The organism is Cupriavidus sp. 05T42 (assembly GCF_056396345.1).
The window spans coordinates 68,434-91,599 of sequence record NZ_JBFTLH010000008.1 but is presented as its reverse complement, the minus strand read 5'-3'; the positions used below and the strand labels follow the sequence as shown (position 1 = coordinate 91,599).

Here is a 23,166-nt window from a genome sequence, read left to right as displayed (position 1 = left end):
TGCCATGCGAGTCTTCTCGCTTGTCCTGTTGCTCTCGCTGGCCGGCTGCGCGGTCGGCCCCGATTTCAAGTCCCCCGATGCCGTGCCGGACGCGCGCTACACGCCGGGGCCGCAGCCAGTGGCGACCGTGCCGGCGCTGGGCAAGTCCCAGTCCTTCGTGCCGGGGGACCTGCCCCAGCAATGGTGGACCCTGTTCGGCAGCGACAAACTGGACGCCACCGTGCGCGCCGCGCTGGAAGCCAGTCCCACGCTCACGCAGGCCCGCGCCCGGCTGCGGGAGGCGCAGGAGAACCTCAACGCGCGCACCGGCGCCACGCGGTTTCCCACTGTCGATGCCTCGCTCAACGCCACGCGCCAGCAGGTGGACCTGACCTCGGTCGGCATCACCCAGTTCCCCAGCCCGGGCCCGTTCACGCTCTACAACGCCACCGTGCAGGTCTCCTACGCGCTGGACCTCTTCGGCGGGCAGCGGCGCGAACTGGAAGGCTTGCAGGCGGCGGTCGATTACCAGCGCTACGAACTTGAGGCCGCACGGCTCTCGCTGGCCGCCAATGTGGTGACGGCGGCGATCCGCGAAGCCGGGCTGCGCGCCCAGCTGGCCGATACCGTGGCGATGGCCGACGCGCAGCGCCGCCAGCTCGGCATCATGACCGAGCGCCTCAAGGTGGGCGGCGTGGCGCGCGTGGACGTACAGCGCCAGCAGGCCGAACTGGCGCAGACGCAGGCGCTGATTCCGGGCCTCTCCCAGAAGATCGATGTCACGCGCCACCAGTTGGCCGTCTACCTCGGCCAGACCCCGGCCAGCGCGCAGTTGCCCGAATTCGGGCTCGCCGACCTGACCCTGCCGGAGACGCTGCCAGTCAGCCTGCCCGCCGAACTGGCCCGCCGCCGCCCCGACATCCGCGCGGCGGAGGCGCTGCTGCATCAGGCATCGGCCGATATCGGCGTGGCCACGGCCAACCTCTATCCGCAGATCACGCTGACGGCCAGCGGCGGCACGCAGGAGATGCGCGCGCGCGACCTGTTCAGCAGCATGAATGTGTGGAGCCTGGCGGCCGGCGTGGTCCAGCCCGTGTTCCATGGCGGCGAGCTGCGCGCCCGCAAGCGGGCCAAGGAGGCGGCCTACGAGCAGTCGCTCGGCGCCTACCAGCAGGCGGTGCTGCAAGGCCTGCAGAACGTGGCCGATACCCTGCGCGCGCTCGACGCCGACGCCGCCACGCTCCAGGCCCGCGAGGACAACGCCCGCCAGACGCGCGGCACGCTGGCCATCGTCACGGAGCAATACCGGCTCGGCGGCGTCAGCCAGTTCACCCTGCTGGACGCCGAGCGCCAATCCCGCCAGGCCGCCCTCGACCTGTCCCAGGCCACCGCCGCCCGGCTGGCAGACTCCGCGGCACTGATGCAGGCGCTGGGCGGGGGATGGGAGTGACTGACACGCCTGCCCTCTCCCCCGGCCCCTCTCCCGCAAGCGGGCGAGAGGAGACCCCAGACAGCCTTTGATAGGCCCTCGGTTAGCTCCCCTCTCCCTCTGGGAGAGGGGCCGGGGGAGAGGGCCAGCGCTTCAGCGAAGTCCAGCCGCCAAAAACCCCCTCAACCGCCGAACCCCCTCATCCAGCCGCTCCACGTCACACGCATAGCACCAGCGCACGAAGCCCTCGCCCTCATCTCCGAACGCGCTGCCGGGGGCCAGCCCGAGGTGGGCTTCCCGCACCAGTTGCTTGCAGAGCGCGAGGCTGTCCGTGGTGCCGGCCAGCTTGAAGAAGACGTACATCGCGCCTTCCGGCGCGTGGGCATCCACGCCGGGCAGCGCCGACAGCGCACCGACGAGGTGATCGCGGGCGCCGCGCAGGCGCTGCACCAGATCCTGCGTGAACGCCTCGCCTTCGGTCACCGCCACCACGCCGGCTTCCTGCACGAACGACGGCGCGCAGGAGGTGTTGTATTCCACCAGCTTGCCGAGGTCGTCCATCAGCGCCGCCGGCAGCACCATCCAGCCGAGGCGCCAGCCGGTCATCAGCCATGCCTTGGAGAACGAATTGACGGCAATCACGCGGGCCTCGCGCGGGGCGATGTCGAGGAAGGACGGCGCGATGGTCCCTTCCGGGCCGTAGTAGAGCCGTTCGTAGACCTCGTCGGCGATGATCCAGATGCCGTGCCGCTGGCAGTGGTCGAACACGGCCTGCTGGGCGGCGCGCGGCATGACCCAGCCGGTGGGATTGTTCGGCGAATTGATCATCACCGCGCGCGTGCCCGGCGTCAGCGCGGCGAGCAGCTTGTCCAGGTCGAGCGCCCAGCCGTGTGGGCCGTAGTCCAGCGTCACCGTCTCCACCGTGGCGCCGAGGATGCGCGGGATCTCGACGAGGTTGGGCCAGAGCGGCGTCACGGCCACCACGCGGTCGCCGGGGCCGGTGACGAGCTGGGCGGCCAGCATCAGCGCGTTGACGCCGGCGCTGGTCACGGCCACGTTGCCGACCGGCGTGTCGCCGTGCAGGCGGCTCACGTAGCCGGCCAGCGCGGCGCGCAGCGGCGGAATGCCAAGGTTGTGGGTGTAGAACGTGGCGCCGGACGCCAGCGCCTGGCTGGCGGCATCCCGGATGAATGCCGGCGTGACCTGATCCGACTCGCCGAACCAGAACGGCAGTACATCGGGCAGGCCGATACCCGCGTTGGCCACCTCGCGGATGCGCGACGCGCGCAGGCTGCGCACGGTGTCTCGCGCCAGCGGCGCAGTGGCAGGGGAAACAGGCGGCTGGGACATCTGTGCTCCGGGGGTGAGGGACGATGAAGCCGCCAGCGTAGCGGAAACGGCGAAAGTCGTCAGTCTGCGAACCGCTCGCGCAGTTGCGCGGCMGTCATCGCCCCATAGCCCAGCCCGCCCAGCGGCGACGCCACGGCGCGCAGCAGCGCCGCATTGTCCGGCGCCGTAGCGCCATCCGGCAGGGCCATGTTGTTTTCGAAGCCGATGCGCGCGTGGCCGCCGAGCATCACGGCGGTGGCCGCGCAGTCGGCTTCCTGCTTGCCGAACGCGCAGACGGCCCATTCCACGCCGGTGCCTTCCAGGCCGGTCTCGCGCCAGGCGGCGAGGAACGGCAGCAGGTCCGCCGGCGTCGACTTCTGTCCCGCCGAATAGCGGCCCAGCACGAACAGCACCCAGTGGCGCCCGGCCGGGATCGCCCCGCTTTCGCGCAGCGCGGCGTAGCGGTGCACGTCGGCGGCGTCGTAGAGGATGTACTGGGCCACCACGTGCTCGCGGTGCATCCAGCCGAAGAACTCGGCGGCGACCGGCAGGGCGGCGGGGTCCGGCACCAGTTCGCGCACGGCCACGGACGCCGCCTCGGGGCGCAGCGCCCGGACGGTGGCGATCTGCTGGGCCGGCTGGTAAATGCCGACGGCCTCGGTGGTCAGTTGCAGGACCAGCGCGTCGCCCACGGCCTGCCGCACCGCCGCGATGGCCGGCGCGTAGTCGGCCACCTCCAGGCTGTGCGTGCCATCGGCGCGTCGCACGTGCAGGTGGATCATGGCGGCGCCGGCCTCCACGCATTCGCGGGCGCATTGCGCCAGCTCGTCCGGGGTCATGGGCAGCCGCGCGTGATCCGCGTGGGTCTTGCGGGCGCCGTTGGGCGCCACGGCCAGCGCGAAGGGACGGCGCAGGATGTCTTCAGTCATGGGGGTATCTCAATCTCAAGCGGGCAGGACCACGCGCACGGCCTGTGCGAAACGGTCCACGATATTGTCGATGTCCGCGGCCGTGCAGATGAAAGGCGGTGCAAACAGCACATGGTCACCGTGCACGCCATCGACGGTGCCGCCCATCGGATAGACCAGCACGCCGTGCGCCATGCACGTGCGCTTKAGCGCCGCGTGGGTCTTGCGGGCCGGGTCGAGCGTGGCCTGGGTGGCGCGGTCGGCCACGAACTCCACGCCGACGAACAGCCCGCGCCCACGCACATCGCCCAGATTCGGATGATCGCCCAGCGCCTCGCGCAGCCGCGCGCGCAACTGCTCGCCACGCGCCAGCACGTTATCGAGCAGATTGTCCTCGGCGATGGTCTGCTGCACGGCGAGCGCCGCCGCGCAGGCCGTGGCGTGGCCGATATAGGTATGGCCGTGCTGGAAGAAACCGCTGCCGCCTACGATGGCTTCGTAGATCCGGCGCGTGGACATCATCGCGCCAATCGGCTGGTAGCCGGCGCCGAGGCCCTTGGCGATGGTGACGATGTCCGGCACCACGCCGTCTTCCGCGCAGGCGAACAGGTGGCCGGTGCGGCCCATGCCCGACATCACCTCGTCGAGGATCAGCAGCACGCCGTACTTGTCGCACACGGCGCGGATGCGCTTCAGGTAGTCGCCCACCGGCGGCACCGCGCCGGCCGTGGCGCCGACCACGGTTTCGGCGACGAAGGCGGCCACGCTCTCCGGCCCCAGTTCGAGGATCTTGGCTTCGAGTTCGTCCGCCAGCCGTTGCGCATACTGGGCGTCCGTCTCGCCGGCGGCCTGGTCGCGGTACGCATAGCACGGCGACACATGGTGCGCAGGCACCAGCAGCGGCAGGAACGGCTCGCGCCGCCACGCGTTGCCGCCAATCGCCAGCGCGCCGAGCGTGTTGCCGTGGTAGCTCTGGCGGCGCGCGATGAAGTGGCGGCGCGCCGGCTGGCCGGTCTCGACGAAATACTGGCGCGCGAGCTTCAGCGCGGCTTCCACGGCCTCCGAGCCGCCCGAGACGAAGTAGACGTGATCGAGATCCCCCGGCGCGGCCTCGGCCAGCGTGCGCGCCAGTGTCTCGGAGACTTCCGTGGTGAAGAACGAGGTGTGGGCGTAGGCAAGCGTATCCACCTGCGCCTTGATGGCCGCCACCACGCGCGGGTGGCCGTGACCGAGGCACGACACCGCCGCGCCGCCCGAGGCATCCAGGTAACGGCGGCCGGTGCTGTCGATCAGCTCGATCCCCTGGCCGCCAACGGCCACGGGCATGGTTTGCTTGGGATTGCGATGGAATACGTGCGTCATGATGGAAGAAGCTGTCCTGTGCGGGGCGCCGAGATCAGGTGCGAGTATAGGAACAAGCGCACCCTCTTTGCAACATGTGTTTCATTGATCGATAAAAAAGAAACACTCGATCCAGCAATCGACGTGGGGACGGGGCGCCGACCTGTGCAACAATCGTTGCATTCCGCGCTCCGCCCTCGCCCATGTCCCCTGACACCACCCCTGCCTCGCCCTCTTCGCTCGATGCCCTGCTGACCCAGCTCCGCGCCGATTTCCCGACGCTGAGCGCGCAGTTCCAGAGCGGCGCGCGCTACCTGCTCGACCATCCGCATGACATCGCGCTGCATTCGATGCGCAAGGTGGCCGCCAATGCCGGAGTGCAGCCCGCGACACTTGTGCGGCTGTCGCAGTCGCTCGGTTTCGAAGGCTGGCAGGGCCTGCGCGAGCTGTTCATGGAGGCGATGCGCGACCAGGGGGCGCAGCCCTACGCCAAGCGGGCGCGCAAGGTGGTGAAGGAGAGCGGCTCCAACCGGATGCTGGCCGAGATGATCGAGGTGCAGCATCACAACCTGGACGCCCTGCTGGCCAACAATGCCGAGACGCTGCCGCAGGCCGCCGACCTGCTCGCGGCGGCGCCCAATGTCTACGTGGCCGGCTTCCKCTCGTGCTTCCCGATCGCGTTCACGTTCCACTATATCTACCGGCTGTTCCGCAGTTCGGTGCATCTGGTGCGCGGCGACGCCGGCACGCTGGAGATGGAGCTGCGCGCGCTGACCGCCAAGGACGTGGTGCTGGTCACCGCCTTCGCGCCGTACTCGCAGGAGAGCCTGCGCGTGGCCTCGGCCGCGCGGGAGGCCGGTTGCAAGGTCGTGGCGCTGACCGACAGCACGGTGGCGCCCATCGCGCTGGAGGCGGACTGCACGCTGCTGTTCGCCATCGACAGCCCGTCTTTCTTCCCGTCGATCACGGCTGGCGTGGCGATGGTCGAGGCCTTGGTCGAGCAACTGCTGGCCCGCAAGGGCAAGGGTGCGATTCGCGCGCTGGAGCAGACCGAGGGCCAGCTCCACCGCACCGGCGCCTACCTGCCCGCCCAGCGCGGCTAAGCCGGCCGTCTTTCGGACTTATTCGAACGCCTCGTCGTTGGGGCTGGCGTAGGCCTTCTTCATCGGCTCGCTGAGCGGCAGGTCGAAGCTGATGTTCTTGGGCGGCACCGGCTTGGCGAACCATTTGGCGTACAGCGTGTTGATCTCGCCGCTCTTGATCAGGCCGCTGATGGCGCCGTCCACCACCTGCTTGAAGCCGGGATCGTCCTTGCGCAGCATGAACGCGTAGGCCTCGAACGACTGCGGCGTGCCGACCACGGTCCAGTCGCCGGGGTTCTGCGCCAGCGTGCGGGCGCCCGACAGCAGCACGTCATCCATCATGAACGCGGCCACCCGGCCCGACTGCAGGATCAGGAAGGACTCGCCGTAGTCCTTGGCGCTTTGGATGGTGATATTGGCCTGCTTCTCGTCGTTGAGCTTGCGCAGGATCCGCTCCGAAGTCGTGCCGGCATTGGTCACCACGGCCTTGCCCGACAAATCGCCAAAGTCATGGATCGGGCTGCCCTTCTTCACCAGCAGCCGCGTGCCGGCCACGAAGAACGTGGTCGAGAACGCCACCTGCTGCTGGCGGGACTTGAGGTTCGTGGTGACGCCGCACTCCAGGTCCACCGTGCCGTTCTGTACCAGCGAGATCCGGTTCTGCGAGGTCACCGGCACCATGCGCACCTGCAGGCTGGCCGCGCCCACTTCCTTCTTCACGCTATCGATCACCCGGTCGCAGATGTCCTGCGAGAAGCCGATCACCTTCTGGCTGGCGTCGTAGTACGAGAACGGGATCGACGAGGTCMGGTGCCCGATCGAGATCGTGCCGGACGACTTGATCTTGGTGAGCGTCGGGCTGGCGGCCACGTCGACCGCGAAGGCCGGGGCTGCGGTGGCCAGGACGGCGGCGGCAGCGATCAGGCGCAGCACCGGGCGGACGGAAATCGACTTGGGCATGGAAAACACTCCTGTTTGAATGGATGCGTCAGGTGTTGCAATGCTAGGCATTGAGCAACAAGTGTTCCATCATGGATTACCATGAAACAAATGTGTTATTCCCGGGGATGGTGCAACAAAGGAGCGAGAAGGGAGCCACAAGGGGGGCAGCCGGAAAGAAAAACGCCCCGGGTCGGGGCGTTGGTGGCACGGCGTTGGGATGGCCGGGGAATGCTGCGGCGCAGCAGTTCTACGCCCCGCACTTCTCCTTGAACGTCTTCTGCAACTGCCGGCGGCTGCGGTCGCGCTCGACGGACAGCACGTCGTTGCCCTGGCTGTTCTCCACCGGCGCGCCTGACTTGTAGCTGCGCTTGGGTGTCTCGTTCATCTGCGCCATCAGTTGCTGGCATTCGGCGTCGTCGATGGTCTGCTGGGTGGGCGCGGCGGCGCCGGGCGGGCKCGGCATGGGGCGGTAGGGCGACTCGCCTTCCTTCACGGCATCGCCAATCACGTTGTCGATGGCGGCCGTGCCGCCGGGCTGGGGCGGATTCTGGGCATAGGCCGGGAGGCAGGCACCCAGCGCGAGGAGAACGACGGCATGGCACTTCACTGCGGCAAGGCAACGGCTCGGCATGACGAACTCCTTCCCTGTGGTCGGTGCTGCCATGGTAACGCCTAACGCGTCCGGACGGCCCCAAGGGCGACCGGGGGTGCCCTACGGCGCCTCGCGGGCCAGCGCGAGGGCTTCGAGCAGCGTCTGGTGATCGCCGATATGGTTGGCCAGTAGCAGGATCAGCCGGGCGTTGGCGGCCTGGCTGGCGGCGTCGTCGAGGTCGCGATGCATGTCGATCAGCGCCTCGTAGAAATCGTCGGGGCGCGCGAGGTTCGGCGCGGTGTTGAGGGGCATCGGCGGGTCTCCTGATTGTCGCGACGGGCGGCAAGTCACGCCATCGCCATCGGCTTGGGAGCCGGGGCCACCGCTGGCCGGCCCTGCCCCGCCTGACCGATGGCCCGGTCCAGCGCAGCGCCGACGCGCGCCGCATCCACCGTCCGCCAGCGCGCGCAGACGTGCTGGTCCGGGCGGATCAGGTAGCAGGTACCCGCGCGGGCGTCGTAGCGGCGGGCGGCCAGCCCTTCCACGTCGCGGACCACGGTGGCGCCGGGCCACGGATCGGCGGAGGCGGCGATGGCTGCATCGGTCACGAAGACCAGCCGCAGCGGCGCCGCGCCCTGCTGCAAGGCTTGCAGCGCGCGGCGGGTCGCGGCATCGAGCCCGGCCGGGGCGCCGAAGATCAGCGCCACGAACTGGTCGCCCAGCCGGGACAGCAGCCACGGTTCACCGCTCATGCTGCATACCGGCGCATCGGCGCAGGCCGCGCCCGGCACCATCGCCCCGGCGAAGGCCTCGCCGTCGCCATCGGCCGTATTGAGCGGCGATGCGTGCAGTACCGCCGGCACCGAGAGCCGCCCGCTGTTCACCAGTTGCCGGGCAAACCCATGGTCCCGCGCCAGCGTGAGTACAGCGTCGCGGAAGGTGCGGCTGACGGCGCTCTTGGGGGTGATGAAATCAGTCGAACGCGTGGAATGGCGGATGTTCTCGTCGGCGGCGAACTCGCGCTCGCTGGCGTAGGAGTCCAGCAGGCTGTCCGGCGCGCGGCCCGCCAGCACATAGGCGAGTTTCCAGGCGAGGTTCTCGGCATCCTGCACGCCGCTGTTGGCGCCGCGCGCGCCGAACGGCGAGACGCCATGCGCCGCATCGCCCGCGAACAGCACCCGGCCATGGCGGAAGTGGTCCATCCGCACGCAGGAGAAGGTGTAGACGCTGACCCACTCCAGCTCGAACTTCGCATCCGGGCCGAGCAGCGCCCGCACGCGCGGGATCACCCGTTCGGGTGTTTTCTCCAACACCGGGTCGGCATCCCAGCCGAGCTGGAAGTCGATGCGCCAGACGTTGTCCGGTTGCCGGTGCAGCAGCACCGACTGGTTCGGATGAAACGGCGGATCGAACCAGAACCAGCGCTCGGGCGGAAACGCGGCCTCCATCTTCACATCGGCAATCAGGAAGCGGTCCCGGAAGGTATGGCCGTGGCTCTCCAGCCCCATCAGCTTGCGCAGGCCGCTGCGCGAGCCGTCGGCGGCCACCACGTAGCGGCCGCACAGCGTGTAGCCGCCGTCGGGCGTCTCCACGGTCAGCGCCACGTGGTCATCGCGCGACTCCAGGTTCACCGCGCGGCTTTTCCAGCGGATGTCGATCAGGGGCAGCGCGCKCGCCAGATCGAGCAGATAGCCCTCGACGTAATACTGCTGGAGGTTGATGAAGGCCGGGCGCTGGTGGCCGGACTCGGGCAGGAGGTCGAACGCGTAGACCAGGCTGTCGCGCAGGAAGACCTTGCCGAGGTGCCAGCGCACGCCCTTCTCGACCATGCGCCCGGCGCAGCCGAGGCGGTCGAAGATATCCAGCGTGCGCTTGGCGAAGCAGATGGCGCGGGAGCCGGTGGAGAGCGTGCAGTCCTCGTCGATCAGCACCACCGGCACGCCATGCCGGGCGAGGTCGATGGCGGTGGCCAGCCCGACCGGGCCGGCCCCGACTACCACCACAGGATGCGGCGCGCCGGCGGCATGGCCCGGGCGCTGCTCCGCGCACGGGGTGTAGGCGTACTGCTGGCGCTGGTAATCCGGGTCGATGGCATCCGTGGCCATGGCTCAGTCCTGCAGCGCGGCCCACATCTCCTGGTCGCGCTGGGCGGTCCAGATGCGCGGATGGGTGATGCCGGCGGCCTCGTCGAACGCGCGCGACACATCGAACGGCAGGCAGTGCTCGTAGATGAACACCTGGCCGAACTTCGGGTCCATGGACTTGCGCGTGTGCGCCATGGCGGCCTTCAGGTCCATACGGTCCGCCACGGCCTCCTTGCCGGCCTGCAGCAGCGTGGTGACGAAGTCCTTGGTGTAGGCGATGCCCTTGGCCACATCGGCGGGCGTKGTCAGCGCGGGGCCGCGGCCCGGCACCAGCTTCTGCGGCTGCAGCGCGGCCAGCGCGTCGAGCGTGGCCGGCCATTGGGCGAKCTGGGCATCGCCGCAGTAACAGGCCGCGTCGTACTCGACCAGATCGCCCGAGAACAGCACCTTCTGCTGCGGCAGCCAGACCACGGTGTCGCCTTTGGTGTGGCCGGCGCCCAGATGGGCAATGCGTACCTCCAGCTTGCCGAGGAACAGGGTGATTTCCTTGTCGAAGACCAGCGTCGGCCAGGTCAGGCCCGGCACGGTCTCCACGCCGGCGAACAGGCGCGGAAAGCGCTCGATCTCGGACTTCATGTCGGCCTCGCCGCGCTCCACGATCATCTCGTAGGTGCCCCGGCTGGCGATAACCTGCTGCGCCCCTTCGGCGAAGTACGCCGACGCGCCCAGCACGCGCACCGCGTGGTAGTGCGAGAGCACCACGTACTTGATCGGCTTGTCGGTAATCTGGCGGATGCGGGCGATCAGATCCTGCGCCATCGCCGGGGTGGCGGTGGTGTCGACGATCAGCACGCCGTCGTCGCCGATGATCACGCCCGAGTTGGGGTCGCCCTCGGCCGTGTAGGCGTAGGCGTTCTCGGACAACTGGGTGAAGGTGATCTGCTTGGCTTCCAGGTCGGCCTGGGATGCGAATGCTTTTGCCATGTCGGTCTCGATGCGGGGGGATAGGCCAAGCTTAGGAAGCCGACCAATCTTAGTCAATGGCAAATCGAATTGTCATTTGCTAAGTCACCCGCCAGACCGCATGCCGCTGTGGCGGCGTCCGGGAAACTCCCTACCCGCCGTTACCCCCCTCCCCGGCCAGCGCCGGCAGCGTCTCCTGGCTGGCCGCCATCACGAAGTCGATGAACCGGCGCACCCGCGCGGGCACGTGGGTGCGGTGCGGGTAATACATATAGAGGCCGACGTTGTTGCTGCGGTAGGCGGGCAGGATCGACACCAGCCGACCGGCCGCCAGATCGTCCTGCACCATGTAGGCCTGTAGCTGCCCGATGCCGATGCCGGCGCGCACCGCCTCGATCTCGGTCTCCACATCGCTGAAGGTGGCCACGGCCGGCACCTCCAGGTAGACGAGATCGCCATCGACCATCAGCTCCCACGGCAGCAGCCGGCCCGTGACCGCCCGGCGGAAGCCGGTGCAGGCGTGGCTGCGCAGGGCGTCGAGCGAGTCCGGCGTGCCATGGCGAGCCAGGTATTCGGGGGCGGCGCAGATCAGCAGCGGCAGGTCGCACAGCTTGCGGGCGACGAGGTTCTGGCCGGGGCTGGTGCCGGCGCGGAAGCCGATGTMGATCTTCGCCTCGACCAGATCGGTGAACAGGTCAGTGAGCACCACATCGAAGGTGATGCCCGGGTATTCCTCCCGGAAGGCCCGGATCAGCGGCACCAGCACGCGGGCGCCCACCGAGTGCGGCGCGGTCACGCGGACCATGCCGTCATCCTCGCTGCGGCTGCTGCGCACCTGCTCGAGCGCCTCGTCAAGCTGGCGCATGCCCGGCTCGGCCAGCTCGAACAGCCGGGCGCCCTCGGTGGTCAGGCTCAGCTTGCGCGTGGTGCGATGGAACAGCCGCACGCCGAGGTATTCCTCCAGCGTGCGCACTGCCTTGCTGACCGCCTGCGGCGTGACCTCGGCCTCCACGGCCGCCCGCGCGAAGCTCTTGGCGCGCACCACGCCCAGGAACAGCGTCAACACCCTGGCCTTGTCCATGCGTTGCCAACCTCTGGTTGTCAATGAAGCAGGCATGGTACGCCGGGCGGCATGATCTGCGGATGGTTTCCCGGAGGGATTCCATTACTATCTGGGCTTCCCCAGCATGGACCCCGGGCAGACGCCGCATGGCCCCACCCATCGACAGCATCGACAGTACCGATAGCGCCGACAGCACCGAGCGCACGCAGCGCGGCATCCAGAGCGTGGAGGTGGGCGGCCGCGTGCTGCGCGCGCTGGCCGACGCGCGCCGGCCGATGTCGCTGGCCGACCTCGCCGCCGCCGCCCAACTGGCGCCTGCGCAGGCGCACACCTATCTGGTCAGCCTGACGCGGCTCGGGCTGATCAAGCGCGACCATATCGACGGTTACTACGAGCCCGGCCCGCTGGCGCTGCGGCTCGGCATGCTTCACCTCGACCACGATCCAGCCTATCGCGCCGCCGTGCCGCGCGTGCAGGCGCTGGCCGCCCGCATCGGCTTCAGCGTGGCGATCAGCCTGCCTACGCCACAGGGGCCGACCATCGTCCATTACGCCCACGCCGGCACGCCGCTGCATGTGAACCTGCACGTCGGCACGGTCATGGCGCTCGCCGCCACCGCCACCGKCCGCACCTACTGCGCGTTCCAGCCGCCCGGGCACTGGCAGGACATCTGGGCGCGGCAGCATCCGCAGGGCGCCGACCTGCCCGGCTTCCTGCATCAGCTAGAGGACATCCGCGCGCGCGGCATGGAGCGCAGCATCGACTCGCCCAGCCCCGCCGTGAGCAGCCTCGCCGTGCCGTTGCGGGATGGCGATGGCGCGCTACGGCTGGTGCTAACGGTGATCGGCTCCACGGGTGGCATCGACGTGGACTGGACCGGCCCGGTGGCCGCCGCCCTGCGCGACGCCGCGGAGGACATCGCCTCCGCCATCGCCGCCAACATCGACAAGGCGCCCGCATGAACGACGACACGCTCCCCGGCGGCGCCAAGCCGCAACGCGGCATCCAGTCGCTCGACAACACGGGGCAGCTGCTGATGGCACTGGTCGCGGCCGGACGGCCCCTGCCGCTGGGCGAACTGGCGCGCGCGGCCGGCATGGTGCCGGCCAAGGCGTTTCCGCATCTGGTCAGCCTGCAGAAGATCGGGCTGCTGTCGCGCAATGCATCGGGGGATTTCGTGGCCGGGGCGTTGAGCCTGGATTTGGGGCTGGTGGCGCTGCAGCGGCTGTCGCCCACCCGGGAGGCCGAGCCGGAGATCATCGCCCTGGCCCATGCCACCGGGTTGTCTGTGGCGATGGCGGTGCTTGGCCCGCTGGGGCCCACCGTGATCCGGCTGGAGGAAGCGGCGCGACCCCAGCATGTGAGCCTGCGGGTTGGCACGGTGTTGTCGATGGTCAACACGGCGATCGGGCGGACCTTCGCCGCCCATCTGCCGGCCGACGTACTGGCCGGCGCGCTGGCGCAGGACGCCATCCGCATGGCCGGCACCCCGGGCGGGACGCCGGCGGGCTATGCCAACCGGCTGAAGGCGGTGAGAGCGACAGGGATCGACAACGCCGTCAGCAAGCCGGTGCCCGGCATCGACACGCTGGCCGCGCCGGTGTTCGACCATACCGGAGTGCTGGCCATCGTCATCGCGGTCATGTCTGCGTGCGCTGCGCGGCCTTGTGGACCATCGTGTAGGCGTAGTCGATGCCCATGCCGTAGGCGCCCGAGTGTTGCTTGGCCAGGCCGGTCACGGCGTCGTACGTTTCCTTGTTCTTCCAGTCACGCTGCCATTCCAGCAGCACCTGCTGCCACGTCACCGGCACCACGCCGGCCTGGATCATGCGTTGCATGGCGTAGTCGTGCGCTTCCTTGGTCGTGCCGCCCGAGGCRTCGGCSACCATRTAGATCTCGTAGTCMCCTTCCAGCATCGCGCTCAGGGCRAAGGTCGTGTTGCAGACCTCGGTCCACAGGCCGGCCACGACGATCTTCTTGCGGCCGTTGGCGGCCAGCGCGTCGCGCACCTTCTGGTCATCCCASGAGTTCATCGAGGTSCGTTCCAGCGTCTGCTGGCCCGGGAAGACRTCGAGGATTTCGGGGTAGGTGTAACCGGAGAACGACGTGGCGTTCGACATGGTGGTTTCTCCGGTAGCTAAAGGTTGATTCGTTCAGTTTTATTGCTTTTCGCTGTTCGCCGTTGTTTTGTTGTGGCGTTGCGATGGGATGAACTATACGGGGCGATAAGTGACGTAAATCCGCTGAAGTCTCACTTAGTTATTCAACTTTTTTGAAATTGGATTTTTCCACCGCGCTTTTGCACGATAGACTCCACCCGAGCCGTTCTTGACACGGCGCCGGAGCTGCCGATGGTCCGCCTGCTGATGCTGCTGCTGGGAGTCGATTACCTGCGTACCCGATGGAAGGGGCTGGCCTGGGCCGGGGCGGTCAGCATGGTGGTGGGCACCGTGCTGTTCGTCGATGCGCTGGACGGCAAACTCGATTTTCCGATCGAGCCCTTCGCCTGGCTGCTGCTGCTCGAAGGACTGGCCACGCTGGCCGTGGCCTCGACCGGCATGGGCGGGCAGCGGACGCTGCGCTACGTCAAGGGCGTCGCCTTCAGTGTGGCGGCGATTCTCGTGCTGGCCGGCCATCACCATGGCCACATGATCCTGTCGTTGATCTTTGGCACGCTGTTTCTTGCCGATGGCCTGCTGCAGGTGGCTTCGGCGCATGTCGTGCGCTTTCGCACCTGGCGTCTGGCAATGGCCGGCGGCCTGCTCGAAATCGCGCTTGCCATCTTCTTCATCCAACCCTATCCGACTCACTACGTTGGCACGGTGCCGTACTGCGTGGGGCTCGGGTTGATCTTCGGCGGCTGGAACATGTTGCTGCTGGCGTCGCGCGTACGGCGTCTGCCCGCCGGTCCTGGCTCGAGGGATGATCCGGCGTTCACGTCGGACGGGGCTGCCAGACGGCGGCTGACGACATGGCGCGGCCCGCCTGCCGCAGACGAGCGCGCGTTGATCGTTCATGTGTGGACGCCGGTGGGCACCGCCAAGGCCGAGGCGCAGCGCCAGCCGATCATCGACCGCTACATCGCCGCCGTGGACCGCGACGGCGTCATTTCGACAGGCCATGCCGCGCTGGAGTCGCCGGAGGGGATCTATATCAGCCTCTATCCGGCCGTCGAGATCGACCGCTCTCCGGACGATTTTGCTCGCCTGCTGCGCGCCACGCGCGAGAACGACGTGCCCGGATTGTTCCAGCCGGACTATCCCACCGAATCAAGCGCGTGGTGTCCGTCCACGGTGCAGGTGCGCATTCGCAACTACGATGCCGAACGCCTGCGAACCTTCTGGCACGACGATCGGCAGAACACCACCTACAACCTGACGCACCGCAACTGCTCAAGTACCGTGGCGCAAGCGCTGGACGCCGCGCTGGAGGGCGCCGCCGCGCGCGTCTGGGCGCGCCTCGATGGCTGGTGGCCGCTGTTGCGGCTGCTTCTGACGCCGGAACTGTGGGTTGCCGCCCATCTGCGCAAGCGCGCTACCACCATGGCGTGGACGCCCGGCCTGACGCTCGACTACGCGCGCGCCATGAGCATGCTGGCCGATCCGCGCCCCTTCGCTTGGGCGACGGTGCTGGACGGGCTGACTGCACGACGATCCGGGCGCCAGTCGCGCTAGTTCACCGGACGGTTCCTGACCAGCCACGCTGCCATCCGACACAGGCGCCGATGCCGCAGATAAAAAAACCCCGCACATTGCGGGGTTTTTCTTCACAAGAACGGCTGACGGAGGATCAGAACGGAATATCGTCATCCATATCTTCAAAGCCGTTCGACGGGCTTTGCTGCGGGCGGCGTTGACCGCCGCCTTGTGCGCCGCCACCCTGGGCGCCGCCCTGGGCACGGCCGCCGCCGTAGCCGCCGCCACCACCGCCTGCGCCAGCACCACCGGCGCCGCCCTGGGCTTCGCGGCTGTAGCCGCCGCCACCGCCGCCGAAGCTGCCTTCCTCACCGCCGCCCGCCGAGCGGCCGCCCAGCATCTGCATCTGGTCCGCGACGATTTCGGTGCTGTACTTGTCCTGGCCAGCCTGGTCCTGCCACTTGCGCGTGCGGATACGGCCTTCGATATAGACCGACGAGCCCTTCTTCAGGTACTGGCCGGCGATCTCCGCCAGCTTGCCGAAGAACGCGATGCGGTGCCACTCGGTGGCTTCCTTGAACTCGCCGGACTGCTTGTCCTTGTAGCGATCGGTCGTCGCCAGGCGAATGTTCGTCACGGCGTCGCCGCTGGGCATGTAGCGGGTTTCCGGGTCGGCGCCCAGGTTACCGACGAGAATGACTTTGTTGACCGATGCCATGTAAATGTTCTCCAAGAACCGCGCCCCGCTTCCCTGCGGCGGCACGGCATGACTGATTTGCTTGTGGGTCGTCCGTCACAGGACGTAAACGACAACACGGTAAACGACATCACGCGCCCCCGGATATCCGGTCGGGCGCGTGTAGATGCTAACCCCGTTAAGACGAAAAAGCGTTTCGGACTGCTACGGATATGACAACAAGTGTGTCTAACCCGCCACTGCCGACGCACCCTCCTGCCCGCGGGCCGGTGGCGCCTTCATGCTCCACGCGATTATAAGCCAGAGCACCAGCACGGCCGCGCAACCGAGGAATACCGCGCTGCGCCCCTCGTGCTTGAGCAGCCAGCCGCCCACCACACCGCCCAGGAACAGCCCCAGCGCCTGCGTGGTGTTGTAAACCCCCAGCGCCGCGCCCCGCCCGGCCGCCGCGTAGCGCGACACCAGCGACGGCTGCATGGCCTCCAGCACGTTGAATGCAACAAAGAACAGCAGCAGTACACCCACTATCGGCCACAGGCCCTGCACCGCCGCGAACAGCAGCTGCACCACCGTCATCAGCGCCACCGAGGCCAGCAGCACCGGGCGCACCCGGCCATAGCGCTCGGCAGCCATCATCGGCCCCAGCATCAGCACGAAGGAGACCAGCACCACGGGCAGGTAGACCTTCCAATGCTGGTCCAGCGGCATACCGGCGTCGGCCAGCATGGCCGGCACGACCATGAACATCGCCACCTGGCTGGCGTGCAGCGCCAGCACGCCCACGTTCATGCGGATCAGGTCCGCATTCAGCAGCACCTGCCGGAACGGCATGCGCACCGGATGCGGCGGCGGGGGGGCCGGCACCAGGAACAGCGTCACGCCGATGGCCAGCACGCCCAGCACCGCCATCAGCCCGAAGATGCCGGACATGCCGATGCTCTTCAGCAGCGGCGAGGCAATCACCAGCGAGAGCGCGAAGGTCAGCCCGATGCTGCCGCCGACCATCGCCATGGCCTTGGTGCGATGGCGCTCGCGCGTCAGGTCGGCAATGCAGGCGGTGATGGCCGCCGAGATGGCGCCCATGCCCTGCATCGCCCGGCCGATGGTGATGCCAGCCAGGGTGTCCGAGAACGCCGCGACCAGCGCGCCGGCCACGAACAGCAGCAGCCCGGCCACCATGACCGGCTTGCGGCCGATGCGGTCGGACAGCCAGCCCAGCGGAATGTGGAGGAAGGCCTGCATCAGGCCATAGATGCCCATGGCCAGGCCGATGCGCTGGGCGTCCTGTCCGTCGGGCAGGCCGCGCGCGTACTCGGCGAACACCGGCAGGATCAGGAACAGGCCCAGCATGCGCAGCGCGAAGATGCTCGCCAGCGAGAGACTGGCACGCAACTCGCTTTTCGTCATGCGGTCGCGCGCGGGCGCCGTCTGGGCGGCCGGGTCGGCAAGATTGGCGGGCTGGGGAGAAGAAGGAATCGACGGCATTGCGCTCGTGAATGGAAATCTGACTCGGTCGATGCGAAGCACCCGGATGGTGGGCCATGTGGCGCCCGTCCGCATGCCGGATGGCCAACGGGCAACCCGGGAAACCGAAGTTCGGTATATTAGCAGGTTTGCTTCCCCGCGCTTTCCGGGTCACGCGGCGGCCGAACCGCCGCCTGGCGCCTGGATCGGAGCGGCGCTTCAGGCGTTGTGCAAGGCACTTTGAACATTCCGTGAGACCGACCTGTCCGCCCCCGGCGGCAGCGGCGGCCTGGCTGGGCAACTAATCGGTATATGGAAGAAATCAAGATCCGTGGGGCGCGTACCCACAACCTGAAGAACATCAACCTCGACCTGCCGCGCAACAAGCTCATCGTGATCACGGGGCTGTCGGGGTCCGGCAAGTCGTCGCTGGCGTTCGACACGCTCTATGCCGAGGGCCAGCGCCGCTACGTCGAATCGCTGTCCGCCTACGCCCGCCAGTTCCTGCAGTTGATGGAGAAGCCCGATGTCGACCTCATCGAGGGCCTCTCCCCGGCCATCTCGATCGAGCAGAAGGCCACCAGCCACAACCCGCGCTCCACCGTGGGCACGGTCACCGAGATCCACGACTACCTGCGCCTGCTGTTCGCGCGCGCCGGCACGCCCTACTGCCCGGACCACCACATCGCGCTCCAGGCGCAGAGCGTCTCCCAGATGGTGGACGCCGCGCTGGCCCTGCCCGAGGACACCAAGCTGATGATCCTGGCGCCCGTGGTGGCGGACCGCAAGGGCGAGCATTCGGACTTGTTCGATACGATGCAGGCCCAGGGCTTCGTGCGTTTCCGCGTGCGCTCGGGCGGCGGCACGGCCCATGAGGCCGAGGCGAAGGTCTACGACATCGACTCGCTGCCCAAGCTCAAGAAGACCGAGAAACACAGCATCGAGGTGGTGGTGGACCGCGTGAAGGTACGCGCCGACCTCAAGCAGCGCCTGGCCGAATCGTTCGAAACCGCGCTGCGGCTGGCCGACGGCCGTGCCATCGCGCTGGAGATGGATACCGGGCACGAGCACGTGTTCAGTTCGCGCTTCGCCTGCCCGATCTGCTCGTATTCCCTTCAGGAACTGGAGCCCCGGCTGTTCTCGTTCAACAACCCGATGGGCGCCTGCCAGAGCTGCGACGGGCTGGGCCAGATCACCTTCTTCGATCCGAAGCGCGTGGTGGCCTTCCCCAATCTCTCGCTGGCCTCGGGCGCCATCAAGGGCTGGGACCGCCGCAACCAGTTCTACTTCCAGATGCTGCAAAGCCTGGCGGCGTTCTACGACTTCGACACCGATACCGCGTTCGAGGACCTGCCCGCCAACGTCCAGCAGGTGGTGCTGCACGGCTCGGGCGAGGTAGAGATCCCGTTCACGTATATCAACGAGAAAGGCCGCACCACGGTGCGCGCCCATGTGTTCGAGGGGATCATCCCGAACCTGGAGCGCCGCTACCGCGAGACCGATTCGGCGGCCGTGCGCGAGGAACTCGCCAAGTACCAGAACAACCAGCCCTGCCCGTCCTGCGAAGGCACCCGGCTGCGCACCGAGGCGCGCCACGTGAAGGTGGGCGAGGACGACCAGGCGCGGGCCATCTACGAGGTCAACGGCTGGCCGCTGCGCGACGCGCTGACGTGGTTCCTGACCCTGAACCTGCACGGCGCCAAGCGCGAGATTGCCGACAAGATCGTCAAGGAAATCACTGCGCGGCTGAACTTCCTGAACAACGTGGGGCTGGACTACCTGTCGCTGGAGCGCAGCGCCGACACGCTCTCGGGCGGCGAGGCCCAGCGCATCCGGCTGGCCTCCCAGATCGGCTCCGGGCTGACAGGCGTGATGTATGTGCTCGATGAGCCATCCATCGGCCTGCACCAACGCGACAACGACCGCCTGATCGGCACGCTCAAGCATCTGCGCGACATCGGCAACTCGGTGCTGGTGGTGGAGCACGACGAGGACATGATCCGCGCCTGCGACTACGTCGTGGACATCGGCCCCGGTGCCGGGGTACATGGCGGGATGATCGTGGCCGAGGGCACGCCGCCGCAGATCGAGGAGGCGCCGGGCTCGCTGACGGGCCAGTACCTGTCCGGCAAGCGCCGCATCGAGGTGCCCAAGACGCGCGCCAATCCGGACGAGGAGCGGCTGCTGCGCATCGTCAACGCCACCGGCAACAACCTGCGCAACGTGACCGCCGAGATTCCGGTGGGGCTGCTGACCTGCATCACCGGGGTGTCCGGCTCGGGCAAGTCCACGCTGATCAACGACACGCTCTACCACGCCGTGGCGCGCCACCTGTACGGCAGCACGGCCGAGCCGGCCGCGCACGACCATATCGAAGGGCTGGAGCACTTCGACAAGGTCATCAACGTCGACCAGAGCCCGATCGGTCGCACGCCGCGCTCGAACCCCGCCACCTACACCGGCCTGTTCACGCCGATCCGCGAGCTGTTCGCGGGCGTGCCGTCGGCCAAGGAGCGCGGCTACGATCCGGGCCGGTTCTCGTTCAATGTGAAGGGGGGCCGCTGCGAGTCCTGCCAGGGCGACGGCGTGATCAAGGTGGAGATGCACTTCCTGCCCGACGTCTACGTGCCGTGCGATGTCTGCCACGGCCAGCGCTACAACCGCGAGACGCTGGAAGTCCTCTACAAGGGCAAGAGCATTTCCGAGGTGCTGGACCTGACCGTGGAGCAGGCCCACGAGTTCTTCAGCGCCGTGCCTGTGGTGCGCCGCAAGCTGCAGACACTGCTGGATGTGGGGCTGGGCTATATCCGGCTGGGCCAGTCGGCCACCACGCTGTCTGGCGGGGAGGCGCAGCGGGTGAAGCTGTCGCTCGAACTGTCCAAGCGCGACACCGGCCGCACGCTCTACATCCTCGACGAGCCGACCACGGGCCTGCACTTCCATGACATCGAGCTGCTGCTCAAGGTCATCCACAAGCTGCGTGACCAGGGCAACACGGTGGTGATCATCGAACACAACCTGGATGTCATCAAGACCGCCGACTGGCTGCTGGACATGGGCCCCGAAGGCGGCGCCGGCGGCGGGCAGGTGATCGCCAAGGGCACGCCCGAGACCGTGGCCAAGAGCCGCGCCAGCTTCACTGGCAAGTACCTCGCCCCGCTGCTCAAGCGGGGATAAGACCGCACCCCGGGCGCGCTACCGCGTCTGGGCTTCCGGCACACCGGTCACGCCGGCGGGCGGGTCTTCCTTCATCCGGCTGCGGTTCATCAGCCCGGCCTGCTCCAGCACCGGGTAGGCCGTGGCGCAGAACAGCGAGTTGAGTCGCTTCATTTCGCTGATGACGTCCAGGTGGAGCGAGCTGGTCTCGATGCTCTCCGTCGTCTGCACCGCCACGCGCTGCAAATGCGTCCGCGCGTACTTCCGCTCCAGTTCGCGGAAGTTGGCCTTCTCGCCCATCAGCTGCTGGGCGCTGCGGATATCCCCGTTCAGGAACACCGACAAACCCAGGCGCAGGTTGGCCACCAGCCGGCCATGCATCTCGGTGATCTCCTGCATGCCGGCCTCGGAGAACGCCAGGTTGTGGGCGATCTTCTTGTCCTTGGCGTCCAGGATCACCCGTTCGATCAGGTCGCCCGCATGTTCGAGGTTGATGGTCAGCGAGATGATTTCCGTCCAGCGCTGGCCGTCGTGCTCGTCCAGCGCCTCGGTGCTGATCTGGGTCAGGTACAGCTTGATGGCCGTGTAGAGGTCGTCCACCTCGTTGTCGATGCGGCAGGTGGCCGTGGCGAGCTTGGCGTCGTTGGTGCGCAGCACGCGCAGCATGTTGTCCAGCATCTGCTCGATGCGGTCGCCGATGCGCAGCACMTCGCGCGMGGCATTGGACAGCGCCAGCGTGGGCGTGGGCAGCGCGGCGGGGTCGAGGTGGCGMGGCGTGACCTGGCTGTCGCCGGTGTTGCGGCCGGGCAGGATGGCCTCGCAGATCCGCGCCAGGGGCGCCGTGGCGCCCAGCAGCAGCGCAGCCAGCGTCAGGTTGAACAGCAGGTGGAAATTGACGATGAGCCGCTGCGGGTCGGTGCTGACCAGCGCCAGCAGTTCCTCGGCCTGGTTCAGCAGCGGCAGCGCGATCACGCACCCGAGCAGCCGCGACAGCAGGTTGCCCAGCGTCACGCGCTTGCCCGGCTGGTTGTTGCCCGAGGTGGTCAGCAGCGCCGAGATCCCCGACCCCAGGTTGGCGCCGAGCACCAGCGCCAGCGCCACATGGATCGAMACCACGCCCGCCGACGCCAGCGCGCCGCAGAACAGCACCACGGCCAGGCTCGAATAGCAGAGGATGGTCAGCACCGCGCCAATCAGCATGTCGAGCGCGGCATCGCCGGTCAGCGTGCTGAACAGCACCTTCACGCCGGCCGCCTGCACCACGGGGCGCGTGGCGATCGAGATCAGCTCCAGCGCGAGCGTAATCAGCCCGAGCCCGATCAGCACCCGGCCCACGTGCCCGGGGCGGCTGCCCTTCCAGCTCAGGTGGAGAATCACGCCGACGAAGATCAGCAGCGGCGAGAGCCACGACAGGTCCATCGAGAAGACCTGCACCATCAGCGCGGTGCCGACGTTGGCGCCGAGCATGATGGCGAGCGCGGGCGCCACGGCGATCAGGCCCTGTCCCACGAACGAACTGACGATGACGGCGGTGGCGTTGCTGCTCTGCACAAGCCCGGTCACGCCGAGCCCGGCCGCGAAAGCCGTGAAGCGGTTCGACACGCTGACTGACAGCACATGGCGCAGATTGGCGCCATACACGCGCAGGATGCCGACYTTGACGATGTTGGTGCCCCAGACCAGKAGCGCCACGCCAGATAGAAGATGGAGAAGTACGCCCATTGCGCGTCCTTATTCCTTCGTGACCGGTGCCGATGTCAGCAATCGAGGCTCCGCCCGGTCATCATGTTGTTGTCAAGGGGGCATTATGCGCCGCGCCCCCGGACCCGGCAATGGAGGGGAAAACAACGGCGGGCGCGGGCGCAGGGCTCAGTGGCCCTCGAAATTGCAGACCGTGAACAGCGGCAGGCCGCTCTTGTGCAACAGCTTCGAGCCGCCGAGTTCAGGCAGGTCGACGATCGCCGCGCCCTCCACCACGGTCGCACCCAGACGCTCCAGCAGCTTGCGGCCGGCCATCATGGTGCCGCCGGTGGCGATCAGGTCGTCGACCAGCAGCACGCGATCACCGGGCTTGCAGGCATCGGCGTGGATCTCCACGGTGGCGCTGCCGTACTCGAGCTCGTACTCCTCGGCCACGGTCTGGAACGGCAGCTTGCCCTTCTTGCGGATCGGCACGAAGCCGAGGTTCAGCTCGTACGCGATGATCGAGCCAAGGATGAAGCCGCKCGCGTCGATGCCGGCCACGAGGTCCAGCTCCTGGTCCATGTAGCGGTGCACGAATACGTCGATCAGCACGCGCAGGGTCTTGGGGTTCTGCAGCAGCGGGGTGATGTCGCGGAACATCACGCCGGGCTGGGGCCAGTCCGGCACGGTGCGGATGCGGTCACGCAGGTAACCGGTGACGTCGCCGAGGTCGGGGGACTGGATGAGGGAATCTGCCATGGGGATTTGCGTCGAAATGGAAATCGCGTGCCGCCTGCGGTAACGGGCTACCACCCGCCC

Annotated in this window: 18 protein-coding genes and 2 pseudogenes; 6 read left to right on the top strand and 14 right to left on the bottom strand. The window is 68.0% G+C overall.

Features of this window, described 5'->3' with window-relative positions; all coding sequences use genetic code 11:
- Positions 1–4: 4 nt before the first annotated feature.
- Positions 5–1,429, top strand: coding sequence for an efflux transporter outer membrane subunit (locus AC1EJR_RS12975; RefSeq protein ID WP_477113344.1), 1,425 nt, complete (start codon positions 5–7; stop codon positions 1,427–1,429).
- 132 nt (positions 1,430–1,561) lie between these two features.
- On the opposite strand, the gene AC1EJR_RS12970 is transcribed toward AC1EJR_RS12975, so the two are convergent.
- The 3 genes from AC1EJR_RS12970 to AC1EJR_RS12960 are packed head-to-tail and all read right to left on the bottom strand — an operon-like array spanning position 1,562 to position 5,007.
- Positions 1,562–2,758, bottom strand: coding sequence for a pyridoxal phosphate-dependent aminotransferase (locus AC1EJR_RS12970; RefSeq protein ID WP_092291761.1), 1,197 nt, complete (start codon positions 2,756–2,758; stop codon positions 1,562–1,564).
- A gap of 59 nt (positions 2,759–2,817) precedes the next feature.
- Entirely contained in the window at positions 2,818–3,666 is an 849-nt protein-coding gene (locus AC1EJR_RS12965) for a beta-keto acid cleavage family enzyme (protein WP_218158018.1), read from the bottom strand.
- Positions 3,667–3,681: 15 nt separating this feature from the next.
- Positions 3,682–5,007, bottom strand: a complete 1,326-nt coding sequence (locus tag AC1EJR_RS12960; protein ID WP_092291759.1) for an aspartate aminotransferase family protein — start codon at positions 5,005–5,007, stop codon at positions 3,682–3,684.
- Positions 5,008–5,189: 182 nt separating this feature from the next.
- Here AC1EJR_RS12960 and AC1EJR_RS12955 point away from each other — a divergent pair, with 182 nt between their 5' ends.
- Positions 5,190–6,089: a MurR/RpiR family transcriptional regulator gene (locus tag AC1EJR_RS12955; protein WP_477147169.1), complete on the top strand. Its 900-nt coding sequence runs from the start codon at positions 5,190–5,192 to the stop codon at positions 6,087–6,089.
- A gap of 18 nt (positions 6,090–6,107) precedes the next feature.
- Here the strand turns inward: AC1EJR_RS12955 and AC1EJR_RS12950 are convergent, their stop codons facing one another.
- From AC1EJR_RS12950 to AC1EJR_RS12925, 6 genes are all read right to left on the bottom strand, one after another.
- Positions 6,108–7,028, bottom strand: a complete 921-nt coding sequence (locus AC1EJR_RS12950) for a glutamate/aspartate ABC transporter substrate-binding protein (protein WP_477147168.1) — start codon at positions 7,026–7,028, stop codon at positions 6,108–6,110.
- A gap of 229 nt (positions 7,029–7,257) precedes the next feature.
- Entirely contained in the window at positions 7,258–7,674 is a 417-nt protein-coding gene (locus AC1EJR_RS12945; RefSeq protein ID WP_477147167.1) for a hypothetical protein, read from the bottom strand.
- Between the two features lie 48 nt (positions 7,675–7,722).
- The gene (locus AC1EJR_RS12940) at positions 7,723–7,914 is read right to left on the bottom strand and encodes a DUF2783 domain-containing protein (RefSeq protein ID WP_092291752.1); all 192 of its coding nucleotides are present in this window, start codon (positions 7,912–7,914) and stop codon (positions 7,723–7,725) included.
- Between the two features lie 35 nt (positions 7,915–7,949).
- A complete protein-coding gene (locus AC1EJR_RS12935) occupies positions 7,950–9,707 on the bottom strand; it encodes an FAD-dependent oxidoreductase (protein WP_477147166.1) in 1,758 nt (585 codons plus the stop codon).
- Between the two features lie 3 nt (positions 9,708–9,710).
- Complete coding sequence (locus AC1EJR_RS12930) at positions 9,711–10,670, bottom strand: MBL fold metallo-hydrolase (protein ID WP_477147165.1); 960 nt, start codon at positions 10,668–10,670, stop codon at positions 9,711–9,713.
- Between the two features lie 130 nt (positions 10,671–10,800).
- Positions 10,801–11,730 (bottom strand): LysR family transcriptional regulator, encoded by a 930-nt coding sequence (locus AC1EJR_RS12925; protein WP_477147164.1) that lies wholly within the window; start codon positions 11,728–11,730, stop codon positions 10,801–10,803.
- A 128-nt stretch (positions 11,731–11,858) separates the two neighbouring features.
- Here AC1EJR_RS12925 and AC1EJR_RS12920 point away from each other — a divergent pair, with 128 nt between their 5' ends.
- Together AC1EJR_RS12920 and AC1EJR_RS12915 are read left to right on the top strand one after the other, a co-directional pair.
- Positions 11,859–12,674: an IclR family transcriptional regulator gene (locus AC1EJR_RS12920; RefSeq protein ID WP_477147163.1), complete on the top strand. Its 816-nt coding sequence runs from the start codon at positions 11,859–11,861 to the stop codon at positions 12,672–12,674.
- A pseudogene (locus AC1EJR_RS12915) lies at positions 12,671–13,363 on the top strand (IclR family transcriptional regulator); the annotation flags it as partial. The gene AC1EJR_RS12920 and the pseudogene AC1EJR_RS12915, both read left to right, overlap by 4 nt.
- Here AC1EJR_RS12915 and AC1EJR_RS12910 read toward each other — a convergent pair.
- Positions 13,353–13,820, bottom strand: a pseudogene (locus AC1EJR_RS12910) (isochorismatase family protein); the annotation flags it as partial. The pseudogenes AC1EJR_RS12915 and AC1EJR_RS12910 sit on opposite strands and share 11 nt — an antisense overlap.
- A 243-nt stretch (positions 13,821–14,063) precedes the next feature.
- Between AC1EJR_RS12910 and AC1EJR_RS12905 the strand changes: the two are divergent.
- Positions 14,064–15,386 carry an HdeD family acid-resistance protein gene (locus AC1EJR_RS12905; protein ID WP_092291721.1) on the top strand — a complete coding sequence of 441 codons (1,323 nt, stop codon included), beginning with the start codon at positions 14,064–14,066 and terminating at the stop codon, positions 15,384–15,386.
- A gap of 115 nt (positions 15,387–15,501) precedes the next feature.
- On the opposite strand, the gene AC1EJR_RS12900 is transcribed toward AC1EJR_RS12905, so the two are convergent.
- Both AC1EJR_RS12900 and AC1EJR_RS12895 read right to left on the bottom strand, forming a co-directional pair.
- Positions 15,502–16,065 carry a single-stranded DNA-binding protein gene (locus tag AC1EJR_RS12900; protein ID WP_092291718.1) on the bottom strand — a complete coding sequence of 188 codons (564 nt, stop codon included), beginning with the start codon at positions 16,063–16,065 and terminating at the stop codon, positions 15,502–15,504.
- A 207-nt stretch (positions 16,066–16,272) separates the two neighbouring features.
- Complete coding sequence (locus AC1EJR_RS12895) at positions 16,273–17,529, bottom strand: MFS transporter (RefSeq protein WP_092291716.1); 1,257 nt, start codon at positions 17,527–17,529, stop codon at positions 16,273–16,275.
- 291 nt (positions 17,530–17,820) lie between these two features.
- On the opposite strand from AC1EJR_RS12895, the gene uvrA reads away from it, so the two are divergent.
- On the top strand, positions 17,821–20,685 hold the full coding sequence (gene uvrA / locus AC1EJR_RS12890) for an excinuclease ABC subunit UvrA (RefSeq protein ID WP_092291714.1): 2,865 nt from the start codon (positions 17,821–17,823) through the stop codon (positions 20,683–20,685).
- An 18-nt stretch (positions 20,686–20,703) separates the two neighbouring features.
- Here the strand turns inward: uvrA and AC1EJR_RS12885 are convergent, their stop codons facing one another.
- Both AC1EJR_RS12885 and AC1EJR_RS12880 read right to left on the bottom strand, forming a co-directional pair.
- Positions 20,704–22,386, bottom strand: coding sequence for a Na/Pi cotransporter family protein (locus AC1EJR_RS12885; protein ID WP_477147162.1), 1,683 nt, complete (start codon positions 22,384–22,386; stop codon positions 20,704–20,706).
- A 147-nt stretch (positions 22,387–22,533) separates the two neighbouring features.
- Positions 22,534–23,106, bottom strand: coding sequence for an adenine phosphoribosyltransferase (locus AC1EJR_RS12880; RefSeq protein WP_477147161.1), 573 nt, complete (start codon positions 23,104–23,106; stop codon positions 22,534–22,536).
- Positions 23,107–23,166 lie beyond the last annotated feature (60 nt).